We start from the raw sequence: 13,821 nt of genomic DNA on the forward strand, positions 1-13,821 counted from the left end.
ATAAATTTTATGGTGATTGAATTGCGCTTATAAAGGGATAAATAAAATCTGAGGATACTACAGTTGTTTTCATCACGATAAAACCCTACTTTCAATGATCAACAACCAAACGATTATTTTAATTTAACCCAGCAATGAACCGTATACTGCTACCTACAATCGCCCTGCTCTTCAACACTTTTTTTGCAAACGCACAACTGACTACCATCAACCCGACCCTGCTAAAAAAACAGTGGCCCGCTAACTGGATATCCTGTCCCGGCATCTCGCAAAGGGAATATGGTGTTTACCACTTTCGGAAGTCTTTTAACCTGGATAAAAAGCCGGATAATTTTATTATTCATATTTCAGCGGATAACCGCTATCGCTTGTGGGTAAACGGTTCACCTGTTTGCAGCGGCCCTGCACGGGGCGATTTATATAACTGGTTTTTTGAAACAGTTGACTTATCATCTTACCTGCAACAAGGACGCAATACCATTGCAGTTATGGTTTGGAACCTGGCGATATACGCACCAACAGCACAGGCAAGCAGCCGTACAGGATTAATTGTACAGGGAGATCAGTCAGCGCAGGCTGTAGTTAATACCGATGAAACATGGAAGGTAGTAAGAGATGAAGCTTACACAGTATGCGCACTGGAAGATGGCAGCTATCATCGGGAAGTAGGAGCGGGAGATCATGTAAAAGGAAGTGTTTACCCCTGGGATTGGCAGCAGGTAAATTACCCTGACGAAAAATGGTTAGCAGCGACAGCTTCCTACAATGGCCTTACGTTTGGCAACGGCAGCGGCAATATGTGGATACTGGTGCCGCGGACAATACCATTGATGGAAGAACGCCAGCAACGGATTCCCTTAATAAGAAGAGCAGCAGGCATTGCAAATGATGCTGATTTTCTCACAGGAAAAAAATCCTTGACTATTCCGGCCAATAAAAAAGTAAGCATCCTGATGGATCAGACTTTTAACACGGTAGCTTATCCTGAATTAATAACAAGTAATGGCAAAGGAGCCCTGGTAAAGATCACTTATGCCGAAGCATTGAAAGATACAGCGGAAGAAAAGGGGAACCGCAACGACATAGAGGGACGTACTATTATGGGTACCTACGATGAATACGAACCAGATGGCGGTCACAACAGGCTGTTCAGACCGCTTTGGTTCAGAACATACCGTTACATGCAACTTGATATTACCACGAAGGATGAACCGCTGGTGATTGAGGATTTATATGGCCGTTATACTGGCTATCCGTTTGAAGAAAAAGGAAGTTTTAGCAGCAATGATACTTCATTGAAAAAGATTTGGGAAGTGGGATGGCGCACCGCCCGGCTTTGTGCGGGTGAAACTTATTTTGATTGTCCATACTATGAACAGCTGCAGTATATTGGTGATACCAGGATACAGGCACTGGTGTCATTGTATGTTGCCGGCGACGACAGGCTGATGCGCAAAGCCATCAATGATTTTTATAACTCCAGGGTACCGGAAGGACTAACGCAAAGCCGTTATCCTTCTACAGAATTACAAATCATTCCACCATTTTCCTTGTATTGGATCAGCATGGTGTATGATTATTATATGCACCGGAAGGATGATATTTTTATTGAAAAGTATCTGACAGGGATGGCAGGGGTACTGGATTGGTACGAAAAAAATATCGACAGAAAGAAGCAAATGCTGGGGCCCATGAAATGGTGGAATTTTGCAGACTGGAACACGGCTTTTGATGGGGGCAGGCCTGACGGCGCCGATGATGGGAATTCATCGGTCATCACTTTGCAATATGCCTATACACTGCAACAGGCAACTATTTTATTCAGTCATTTTGGTAAAACAGCAATGGCGGCGCATTATTCAGCATTGGCCAATTCGCTTGCGGCTCATACTTACCAGTTGTGTTTTAACCCAGTCAAAAATGAAATGGCCAATACACCAGACAAAAATAAATTCAGTCAGCATGCCGGTATTATGGCCGTGCTCACGGGGGCAATACCTGCTACCAAAATAAAGACGGTAATGCAGCAAATTTTATATGATACCAGTTTAAGCCAGGCCACTTTTTACTATCGTTTTTATCTTACGCAGGCGCTAAAAAAGGCGGGCATGGCTGATGTATATTATTCACAGCTAAAACCCTGGCGGGATATGCTGGCAATCGGCTTAACCACCTTTGCTGAAAATCCGGAGCCCTCCCGTTCCGATTGCCATGCCTGGAGCTCCAGTCCCGATTATGATTTTCTTGCCACCATTTGCGGCATAATGCCTGGCAGTGCAGGATTTGCGACTGTTAAAATTCAACCTGCTCTAGGGGAATTGACTAGTGTAAATGGCTCGATGCCCCATCCGTTGGGTAACATTCTTGTTTCGCTTAAAAGAAAAAATGTAAACGGTATTGAAGGAGTGGTGACCCTGCCGGCAGGTTTAAACGGAAGTTTCGTTTGGAAGAATAAAACAATTTCATTAACAAGTGGCATACATACTATTGAAATTAATTAACCAAAAGCTGTAATTTATATTCAGTGAATGCGTTAAAAATGAATAATTTTCATAGCAAATAAAATTACCATGCCCGTTGTGTTCTTATTTGCTTCGCAGCAAAAACAGATCAAATGAACAGACTTCAACTTGAATATTTTGGAGAGCTTAAAATAAATGTAGCAGCACCAAAGCCTACAGACGAAACAGGAATCGGCCACAGCAATGTTATCCCGCTTACCGGTGGCACTTTTAATGGTCCGAAACTTCGGGGTACTATTTTACCTGGCGGGGCAGATTGGCAGTTAATCAAGGATGCAGAAGTAGCAGAAATAAATGCCCGCTACACTTTGGAGGCAGACGATGGTACACTGATCTACATTTCGAATAAAGGGATGAGGGTTGCCAGCCCGGAAGTGCTGAAGAAAATCTCCAGCGGAGAAGTAGTACCACCTGATGCTTATTATTTCAGGACTGTCCCTGTATTTGAAGTAGCAAAAGGAAAATATGACTGGCTGATGAAATCTCTCTTTATTGCGAAGGGGATCCGCAATCCTGATAATGTGACCATACAGGTTTGGTGTGTTTTATAAACTGACAAAGGCTCTTGTTACTACGATGATCAAAATAATAGCACACATATATTAACTAAAACAGGCAATGTCGCAAAATATAAAGCAGGCCGCTATTAAAGCAATACTGGGTGAATATCAGAAGGCAGTGAATGCATTGCGGGAACTTATCATGCCCCTGGACTCCCTTACATTAACAACAATTGTGGACGCTGGTACAACGGATGCGAATTGCCGGTCTATTCAAACCATACTGGCTCATGTTGTCCACTCCGGATACGGTTATGCTGTCTATATCCGCAAACATAAAAATTTTCCGGGCAATAGACCTGAAAAGAAACTACGCTTTACAGCCGTAGAATACAAAAGCGATCTCGGCAAGCTGCTGCAATTTACTGACAGTACCTTCGGGGAAATTACTGACGATGAGCTGGAAGAAATGAACAACGAAAAAAAGTTGCTTACCGGCTGGGGCCAGCGCTATGATATAGAACAAATGATGGAACACGCGATAGTACATGTTTTGCGGCACAGGCGGCAGATAGAAAATTTTGTAGAAATCATTAAAGGACGCTAGCAACAAATATGGACAGCATCCTTTAAAGATATTGTATTCCGCTAAAAGCAATGTGAATAGGTCAGGAAATTTTTATACGGGTCTTATATAGCATATCTCCTGGAACAAGAACAAAAGAAAATTTTTATTTTTTTGCGAAGAAACAGCTGACTTAGTGCCATCACGGTAAAAAAATCTTATAATTAATGTTCATTTAATAGCATAAAGAAAAAATGATACGAAGCAGGGAACGGAGAACTGGATTTTTTAAACCGCTTGCATAAGATGCTTAACAGGATAAAAAAACCTTCCTGTTTCATTACAAATACAGAACTTAGCAACTCAAAAATTTAAACGATTTCATATGAAGAAACTGATCTTGCCTGTACTCGCACTTAGTACAATATTGGCTGCCTGCAATAACGGTACGCAAAAAACGACCACTGAAAGCGTTGACAGCACAGCATCCACCTCTACGGTTGATCCTGCCAAAGACTGGAAATTTGGTGTTGCCCTGTGGACATTCCATACTTTTAATTTTCCGCAATCGCTGGACAAAGTGGATAGCGCAGGTATCGTTTACATCGAGCCTAATACATTTCATAAAGCCGGACCTGAATTAAAAGATACACTCGTTGGCCAACTGTCGCTTGCCGGTATTGATAAACTAAAAGCGCTGATAGGGCAAAAAGGGCTGAAGATGGAGTCCATTTATATCAATGGAGATTCCACTCTTCTCTCCTGGAAAAAACAATTTGAGATTGCCAAACAGTTTGGCGTGCAGTTCGTCACCACCGAACCACCATTAAACATGTGGGACAGCATCGATAGCCTTGCAGGTGCATATGGTGTAAAGGTTGCTATTCATGAACACTGGAAAGGCATGAGCCACTACTGGAATCCCGATACGGTATTACTGGCCATTAAAGGACATCCAAATTTTGGAGCCTGTGCAGATTTAGGCCACTGGCCAAAAAGCGGCATCAATCCGTTGGAGGGCATCAAAAAATTAAGCGGTCACATTATCGGCATACATTTAAAAGATATAGCAAAATATGATGACCCGACATTAAGAGACGTTCCGGTAGGTACGGGTGTTGTAGATTTCCCAGCCATTTTTGCAGAGTTGAAAAAGCAAAATTTCAAAGGCCATATTTATATTGAAAGAGACGCGGAAGATTTGCCAAGCAATCTTCCTTCAGTAATTAATACAGTGAAATATTATAATGATCAGATTGCAAAGCTGAAATAAATTATTAAATACAAATGATGCGAAGCGGACAATATTGTTTACAATTTTGTTTCTGCTTCGCATTTTAATTTGTTTGAAAATATTGCAATCGATAGATGATGATTTTAAAAGAATCAGAAAGTCTGACGTAATTTGAATTGTTACCAAAGACGATATCAAAATTTAGTTTGCTTACCCTTCGATCGCACACGATTATTAATTTACACTTGCTACCTTCAATTTATGAATACAAACTCACGTGTTGTTACACTTCTTTTCAGCCTTTTTTTTTACACCACCACCCAAGCGCAGATCCTCAGCGAAGCATTGATGCAACATCCATGGAAAGCCCAATGGATTGCGGCGAAGGATGCGCCGCCAAAAGATTACGGGGTTTATAAATTCCGTAAAAACTTTGAGCTAACGGCAAAGCCAGCTTCTTTTGTGGTGCATGTATCCGCAGATAACCGGTATAAATTATTTGTAAATGAACAATTGGTTTCTCTCGGGCCTGCCAGAGGTGATTTATATTTCTGGAATTTTGAAACAGTGGACATTGCCAGCTATTTGCAGGCTGGTAAAAATACAATTGCGGCATTGGTTTGGAATGATGGCAAGCAAAAGCCCGAGGCGCAGATTACTTTTATGACAGGTTTTATTTTGCAGGGCAACAGCGGTGCGGAAGAAATAGTCAACACCAACGCAACCTGGAAAAGTATTAAAGACAGCAGCTATGCACCGCTTGAAACACATGTTCCCGGTTACTATGTGGCAGGTCCGGGGGAAGTGGTACAGATGAAAGATCATGTGAAGGGATGGCAACAAATAAACTATGATGACACCAAATGGCAATCATCCAGGTCAATTGGCAGTGGCTTAACAAAGGATGCAGCACGGGATTCAAGAGGGTGGATGCTGGTGCCATCGCCCTTGCCACCAATGGAATTAAAAATGCAGCGCTTGTCTGCTCTGCGCAAGACAGAGGGTATCCCGGCGCCAGTCAATTTTCCCGCGGTAAAAGCAGCTTTTACCATACCTGCCAATACAACCGCAACCTTATTGTTAGATCAGGGCTTTTTAACCAATGCTTATCCCACACTGCTTTTTAGTAAAGGAAACAATGCAGGTATTTCTCTGTCGTATGCCGAAGCCTTGTATTCAAAAGAAAATGAAAAAACTAAATCGGGCAGGGGAAAAGGTAACCGAAATGAGGTGGATGGAAAAATCTTTATCGGCAAGATTGATAGCATTGTTGCCGATGGATCAGACGGACAGCAATACACTTCCCTTTGGTGGCGTACTTACCGGTACATACAGCTAAGGGTAACGACTAAAGATGAACCGCTGGTAATTGATGATATCTACGGCACATTTACGGGTTATCCATTTGTGCAAAAAACAAGTTTTCAATCGGGCAATACAGTGGATGATAAGATACTGGAAATTGGCTGGCGCACCGCAAGGCTTTGTGCTTTTGAAACCTATATGGATTGTCCCTTTTATGAACAGTTGCAATATATTGGCGATGCCCGTATACAGGCGTTGGTTACATTATACAATACCAGTGATGACCGGTTGGTTAGAAATGCGTTAACGCTCATGGATCACAGCCGCATTGCGGAAGGCATAACCCTGAGTCGCTACCCGACAGATCTGCAGCAACAGATTCCAACTTTTTCTTTGTGTTGGATCGGCATGTTGCACGATTACTGGATGTACCGGCCAGATGCCAATTTTATAAAAGACAAACTACCGGGAGAACGGCAGGTGTTGAATTTCTTTCAGCATTATCAAACGGCAGATGGCTCTTTAAAAGACGTGCCCTACTGGATTTTTTCAGACTGGGTAGAGCATCGCAGGGGCTGGGATTATGGGCAGGCGCCCATCGGTAAATCAGGCTATTCAGCCGTGCTGGATCTGCAGTTAATGTGGACATACAAAGTGGCTGCAGAAATGGAAGCTGCCATCGGTTTTATGGATTATGCAAAACTCTATAACAGGAAAGCGGCACAATTAAAACAGACCATTCAAAAAAAATACTGGGATAAAACAAGACTGCTGTATGCAGATACAGAAGATAAAGATTTGTTCTCTCAGCACACTAATTCACTGGCCGTTCTTGCAGGAATGATCACCGGAAAAGAAGCAATCGTGTTGGGTGAGAAATTATTATCAGATACATCCATGGCACAGGCATCTATCTACTTTAAATATTATTTGCACCAGGCACTGATAAAAGCAGGCCTTGGAAATGACTATTCAAAATGGCTGGGCAAGTGGCAGGAAAACATTGATTTGGGGATGACCACCTGGGCCGAGATGTCGGACGTCAGCGGCACCCGATCTGATTGCCACGCCTGGGGCAGCAGCCCAAATATTGAATTTTATAGAACTATTTTAGGGATCGATTCTGATGCGCCCGGCTTTGCGAAAGTGAAGATAGAACCGCATCTGGGAAAGCTTAAGAATGTCAGCGGATCAATGCCGCATCCGAATGGCATAATAAGTACCAACTATAAAAACGAAAACAATAAATGGACAGTTGAAATCAGTCTTCCTGTTAATACTGCAGGGTACTTGGTATGGAAAGGAAAAACATTACTTTTAAAAAGCGGTGTAAATAAGTTCAACTTTTAATTCCTTCATAGTAAGGAGATGGGGTTAAATTGTAGGTTAATTCTGCTGATGTCGAACAGGCAATTGCATGTCATGACAGCACAGGATAGTTATCAATGCGTTATCTTGTACTTTCACCAATCATTATACAATCAACCTTATACTTGCCATGAAAAAAATTACTTTCTCTGCTCTCCTTCAATTATGCCTGCTCATGAGCTTTGCGCAAATAAAAGTGCAGGGACTACTGACTGAAAATTTTACCAATCCCATTGCGCTTGGTGTACAAGTCCCACGCTTTAGTTGGCAACTTGTTGCAGAAAAAAGAAACACAATGCAAACCGCATACGAGATCAATGTAACAACCGACAAAGGATCTGCATGGAAATCAGGAAAAATTTCAGGTAGTCAGTCTGTACAGATTAACTATGCCGGAACCCCTTTGCAGAGCGATCAAAAATATACCTGGAAAGTGCGGGTTTGGGACAATAATGGCAAAGCTTCTCCCTGGAGTGAAGCAGCTTCTTTTAAAATGGGATTGCTAAACACCGCCGACTGGAAAGCCAAATGGATTGAAGCCGGTTATGTTGAAGACTCCATTAACAGGCCCGCCATCTTATTCCGCAACCAGTTTGCATTGGCTAAAAAAATAAAATCAGCCACCTTGTACATTACTGCACATGGTATGTATGAAGTACAACTAAATGGAAAACGGGTAGGAGATGCCTACCTGGCACCGGGCTGGACAAGTTACAACAAGCGCCTGCAATACCAGGCATATGATGTAACCAATATGCTTAACAACGGTAACAATGTAATCGGTGCAACTGTCGGCAATGGCTGGTACCGTGGCTTTTTGGCCTGGGATGATAATAAAAATATTTACGGTAAAAAGTTGGGGTTGCTGGCTCAGGTAAATGTGGTATACACTGATGGCACAACAGAAGCTATCGTTACTGATGATAAATGGAAATCAACGAACAGTGCTATCAAGTCAGTTGAAATTTATCATGGCGAAACTTTTGATGCAAGAGAGGAAAAAAGTGGCTGGGCTGCGATAGGTTATGATGATGGCGGATGGAAAGGCGTTAATTTATTAACGACCACATTTGATAATTTAATCTCTACCGAAAATGAGCCGGTAAAAAAACATGAAACATTTAAAGCCATTAAAGTTATTACAACGCCATCCGGCGAAAAAGTACTTGACTTTGGACAGAACCTCGTAGGCTGGGTGATTGTAAAAGCCAAAGGAAATGCAGGCGATAAAATTGTGATCAAACATGCGGAAATACTGGATAAGGCGGGCAATTTTTATACAGAAAATTTGCGAGCTGCAAAAGCAACGGCTACTTATATTTTAAAAGGTGGCGCGGAAGAAACTTTTGAGCCGCATTTTACCTTTTATGGTTTCCGCTACATTAAGTTAGAGAATTACCCAGGCGAAATAAATCCCGATAATTTTACAGCGGTTACTTTATACTCAGATATGAAGCCGACCGGCACATTTACTTCTTCCAATGCTTTGGTAAACCAGTTACAGCACAATATTCAGTGGGGACAACGGGGTAACTTTTTAGATGTACCAACCGATTGTCCTCAACGGGATGAACGCCTTGGCTGGACAGGTGATGCACAGGCTTTTTCAAGAACAGCCAGCTTTAATTTTGGAGTAAACAATTTTTTTGATAAGTGGATGAAAGATGTTGCGGCCGACCAGTTAGCCGATGGCAGAATACCACATGTTATCCCGAATGTACTGGGGCCGGACAATGGCGGATCTGCAGGCTGGGCCGATGTTGCAACCATTATTCCCTGGAACATGTACCTCGCTTATGGCGATAAAAAAATACTGGAAACACAATACCCAAGTATGAAGGCATGGGTTAAATTTATGACTGATAAAAGTAAAAACGATTTGTGGAATACAGGTTTTCATTTCGGCGACTGGTTATTCTATCGCCCCTTTGATGACAATGACGGAAGATCAGCTGTTACAGATAAATATTTAATCGCCCAGTGCTTTTATGCCAACTCCGTTCAGTTGCTGATCAATACCAGCAAAGTATTAAATAAGGCAGACGATGAAGCAACTTATACTGCCTTGCTGAAGCGTGTAAAAGATGCCTTTTTAAAAGAGTATGTTACACCTAGCGGCAGGTTGGTATCGGGTACGCAAACAGCATATGTACTGGCTTTAAATTTTGATATGCTTCCTGAAAATCTACGCAAACAGGCTGCTGAAAGACTCGCTGAAAACGTAAAGAGTTACGATACCCATCTAACCACTGGTTTTTTAGGTACGCCTTATTTGTGTCATGTGCTTACAAGATTTGGCTATTCGGATATTGCATATAGTTTGTTGCTTCAGCAGGATTATCCAAGCTGGTTGTATCCTGTAAAAATGGGTGCTACAACTATATGGGAAAGATGGGACGGACAAAAGCCCGACAGTACTTTTCAAACACCCGGCATGAACTCTTTTAACCATTACGCTTATGGCGCAATCGGCGACTGGATGTACCGCCAGATGGTGGGGCTGGATACCTACGAAGATGGACCCGGCTACAAGCACATCAGGGTTAAACCACATGTTGGTGGTGGATTTACCAATGCATCCGCATCTTTACAAACTTACTACGGCACGTTAAGTAGTGGCTGGAAAACCGAAGACAATAAAATTTTGATGGACGTGGAGATACCGGCCAACACAACAGCAACCATATATGTACCAACGACCACTGCTACAGCTGTTACAGAAAACGGTAAAGCAGTTTCAACGTTGACTGATATAAAAGTTGCCGGCACAGAAGAAGGATATGTTTTATTGCAGGTAGGTTCAGGCAAGTATCATTTTGTAATCGCGAAATAAAAATTGATAACCTTAGATCAATGATAGAGTAACGAACTAAAATATTTGAAAGCTTACTAGAATGGCTGCGTATATTAACATGTACGCGGCCACTTTGTTTTATGCCCTGTTCTTGTGGTTATAATTTGACGATGCAAAAATTATATTATCACTTTTATCAATTATCAGCTATACAGCAATTAAATTACCGCATCATTGTAAAACCCGGTTATTGCCTGATACTTTAATAATTTCAAGGTGATAATTTTTACTTCGCCGGTGTGTTAACTGATAGCTGTGCTTTAAAACTACGCCAACCAGTACAGCGCCGGCTGCAATACCAAGTTTGCTGCCAAGGTTTGTAAAATCCTTGACTATAATGCCGTTCACCACGTTCAGCGTAGCATAGCCGATACCCAGTGCCCTGAAAAGCCAGCCCGATTTTATCCAGTACCAGTGCTGGTGGCCTCCGTTTCTTGTAATGCTGAAACGTTCGTCCGTAAAATCAATTTGAACTCCTCTTTTGGGCAGCGACAATATATCCGTCACCGCAAAATGGTAACCACCTACATAGGTTGTATCAGAGCCCATCGTATAATACCTCACCATTACCTTGGTAAAATAGAAAGAATCATTTTCAATTTTGTTAATTATACCCTTCAGCCATTCCTTATTATTTAACTGAAAGCTGATATAGGAATCTTTATAAAAATACTGAACAGTGCGGTCGCCCTTTTTCAAAACAAGGATATCATTTTGTGCATACAGCTTTGTGTTGCAGGAAAATAAAAATAGGAGGATAGTCAGTTTAGGCATGAGTTGTAAATATATATCATGAAGCTTGTCGCCACCCCTAACGATATGTTAAACTAAGTACATGTTTAACTGACAGTAAATGCTTCATGCATTTTTTTCCGGATAAACTTTCTGCATCGCCGGGTATTATTTTTTAGGAACAAAGTTGCTTTGTCAATATTTTTGTCCTGTATGTTCAAACCTGCTGTCCTGTTTTTTTTGTCCAATATTTGTTTTTGTTATGGTTCATTTGCAACGGTAAATCCTTTTCCTTCATACCCTTCAAATGATTCATCAAAACCTAAACCTGTTTATACCACCACCAGGCTTGTGGGCGAAAAACCCAAACTGGATGGGGTATTGAATGATGCATGCTGGAACACTGGTGAATGGGCCGGCGAATTTAAACAATGGATTCCTGCCGAAGGAAAACAACCTTCTCAACCAACCTTTTTTAAAATTTTATACGATGATGAAAACCTTTATGTAGCGGTAAGGGCGGTGGATCACGAGCCGAAAAAAATTCAACGAAAGGCTGGCCGCAGGGATGAATTCGCAGGAGATGTCATTGGTATTTGTTTTGACAGCTACCACGATCACCGCACGGGCTTTGAGTTTGATGTAACCGCGGCCGGTCAGAGATATGATGCCATCTTAACCAACCCGATGGTAGGCGATGCCAACTGGAATGCGGTATGGTATGCAAAAACAGCCATGGAAGATTCTGCCTGGACGACCGAAATGCGCATACCGTTAAGCCAGCTGCGTTACAGCAGCGAAATGAACCAGGTATGGGGATTGCATTTCTGGCGCTGGATCAACCGCCTGCAGGAAGAAAGTGATTGGGAGCAACAATCCTTCACCGGCCCAGGTATGCTCTATTTATTTGGCGAATTAAAAGGCATCACTAATTTGCCCAAATCACAAAGGATAGAATTGCTTGTATCAGGCTTAAGTAAAATGAAAACCTTTAAAAAAGATCCCAACAATATATTCGCAAACAAGGGGCACGCATTTAGCAGCACGGTCGGACTCGATGCTAAAATAGGTTTGTCAACCAACTTCACGGTTGATCTTTCCATCAACCCGGATTTTGGCCAGGTTGAAGCCGATCCTTCAGTGATGAACCTGACTGCCTTTGAACCCTTGTTTGAAGAGAAACGCCCTTTCTTCCTGGAAGGAAAAAATATTTTCAGTTTTGATATTGACGACCTCAGTCTCTTTTATTCAAGACGCATTGGCCATGCACCTTCCTACACGCCGGGACTGGGCGCAAATGAATATCTTAAAATGCCGGATAACACGACCATTTTAAGCGCCGCCAAATTAAGTGGCAAAACCCCGAAGGGTCTGTCGGTAGTGGTACTGCAAAGTTTAACCGCCAATGAAAGAGCCAGTATTAATACACCAGCGGGTGGTAAAAAAGTTACCGTGGAACCGCTGACGAATTATTTTGTTGGAAGAATTCAGCAGGATTATCGAAACGGCAACACGGTGCTGGGAGGCATCTTTACATCCACCAACCGCTTCTTTAATGATCCGCATTTAAACTTTATTGACCACAATGCTTTTACCAGTGGACTTGATTTGCTGCACCAGTGGAAGGATAAGGAATTTTTTGTGGATGCAAAAGTTTCCGTCAGCAATATTAACGGATCAACCGAAGCCATCAGTGATTTGCAATTATCTTCTGCCAGGTATTTTCAGCGGCCTGATGCTTACCGGTTTGATAGTACACTTACACAACTGTCAGGGGTTGGCGGTAAAATAAAAATTGGCAAAGGCAGCAAAGGATTGTGGCGTTATTCAACCGATCTTACCTTTCGTTCCCCAACGCTCGAATTGAATGATATTGGTTATATGCAAACGGCCGACCTGGTTAAACAAGGCAATTCCGTTTCTTATTTTGTAAATACGCCGGTAGCTGTTTTCCGCACTTACACAATTGGCTTAAAGCAAAATAACAACTGGGATTTCAAGGGGCACTATTTATCTTCCGATTACACCTTAACGGCTTACCTGGAATTTTTAAACAGGTGGAATATTACTTCTGCCCTGAATCATATTTCACAGTCGCTCGACATACGCCAGTTAAGGGGTGGGGAGGCCTTGCTCATACCGCCGAGTTGGATGGAATCAATATTGGTTAAATCTGATTTTGCTAAAAAAGTCGCCTTCAATTTCCAGGGCAATTATTTTTTTGAGAACAAAAGAGGGAAGTATTTCCTGGTAAGTCCGGGTGTAACCGTACAGCCTTTAAATACACTTAAATTGTCACTGAATTTAACTTATACTTCCAACATAGATCAGCTGCAATACACAGATGCGTTTTTCAGCAGCGGAAAACGGGCGCCTGTCCTGGCAAGAATAGATCAGCATGATCTGGGTGCAACTTTCCGTATTGACTACAATATCACCAACAACTTATCGCTGCAGTATTATGGCAGCCCGTTTGCTTCGGTTGGTAAATTCAATAGCTTTAAAAAAGTAGTGCAGCCTAAAAATAGTATTTACAGTAATAGGTTTCAGGCTCTCTCAACTTCTGTTTTACAAAGTGACAATTACCTGGTTGATGATAATGGCGATGGAGTTACCGATATAATCATTCACAATCCTGATTTTAATTTTTACCAGTTCAGGTCCAACTTTGTCTTCCGTTATGAATACCGGCCGGGCTCGCAGTTATATTTCGTATGGAGCAACGACAGAACCAATTTCAT

The 13,821-nt window shown here is 42.1% G+C and carries 8 protein-coding genes; 7 read left to right on the plus strand and 1 reads right to left on the minus strand.

Annotated features, from left to right (window positions below; all coding sequences use genetic code 11):
• Window positions 1-134: 134 nt before the first annotated feature.
• The 6 genes from JWR61_RS13110 to JWR61_RS13135 all read left to right on the plus strand — a co-directional run bounded on the left by JWR61_RS13110 (window position 135) and on the right by JWR61_RS13135 (window position 10,327).
• Complete coding sequence (locus JWR61_RS13110; protein ID WP_301928230.1) at window positions 135-2,501, plus strand: alpha-rhamnosidase; 2,367 nt, start codon at window positions 135-137, stop codon at window positions 2,499-2,501.
• Between the two features lie 113 nt (window positions 2,502-2,614).
• Window positions 2,615-3,073 (plus strand): DUF3237 domain-containing protein, encoded by a 459-nt coding sequence (locus JWR61_RS13115; RefSeq protein ID WP_301928231.1) that lies wholly within the window; start codon window positions 2,615-2,617, stop codon window positions 3,071-3,073.
• 67 nt (window positions 3,074-3,140) lie between these two features.
• Window positions 3,141-3,629 carry a DinB family protein gene (locus tag JWR61_RS13120; RefSeq protein ID WP_301928232.1) on the plus strand — a complete coding sequence of 163 codons (489 nt, stop codon included), beginning with the start codon at window positions 3,141-3,143 and terminating at the stop codon, window positions 3,627-3,629.
• Between the two features lie 343 nt (window positions 3,630-3,972).
• Window positions 3,973-4,860: a sugar phosphate isomerase/epimerase gene (locus JWR61_RS13125; protein ID WP_301928233.1), complete on the plus strand. Its 888-nt coding sequence runs from the start codon at window positions 3,973-3,975 to the stop codon at window positions 4,858-4,860.
• Between the two features lie 222 nt (window positions 4,861-5,082).
• Window positions 5,083-7,476 (plus strand): alpha-L-rhamnosidase C-terminal domain-containing protein, encoded by a 2,394-nt coding sequence (locus tag JWR61_RS13130; protein ID WP_301928234.1) that lies wholly within the window; start codon window positions 5,083-5,085, stop codon window positions 7,474-7,476.
• A gap of 148 nt (window positions 7,477-7,624) precedes the next feature.
• A complete protein-coding gene (locus JWR61_RS13135; RefSeq protein WP_301928235.1) occupies window positions 7,625-10,327 on the plus strand; it encodes an alpha-L-rhamnosidase in 2,703 nt (900 codons plus the stop codon).
• Between the two features lie 192 nt (window positions 10,328-10,519).
• Here the strand turns inward: JWR61_RS13135 and JWR61_RS13140 are convergent, their stop codons facing one another.
• Window positions 10,520-11,122: a hypothetical protein gene (locus tag JWR61_RS13140; protein ID WP_301928236.1), complete on the minus strand. Its 603-nt coding sequence runs from the start codon at window positions 11,120-11,122 to the stop codon at window positions 10,520-10,522.
• Window positions 11,123-11,293: 171 nt separating this feature from the next.
• On the opposite strand from JWR61_RS13140, the gene JWR61_RS13145 reads away from it, so the two are divergent.
• The coding region (locus tag JWR61_RS13145) for a DUF5916 domain-containing protein (RefSeq protein ID WP_301928237.1) at window positions 11,294-13,821 on the plus strand (2,528 nt) is incomplete at its 3' end.

The sequence above is a fragment of the Ferruginibacter sp. genome (assembly GCF_028288465.1).
Taxonomy (GTDB): Bacteria; Bacteroidota; Bacteroidia; order Chitinophagales; family Chitinophagaceae; genus Ferruginibacter.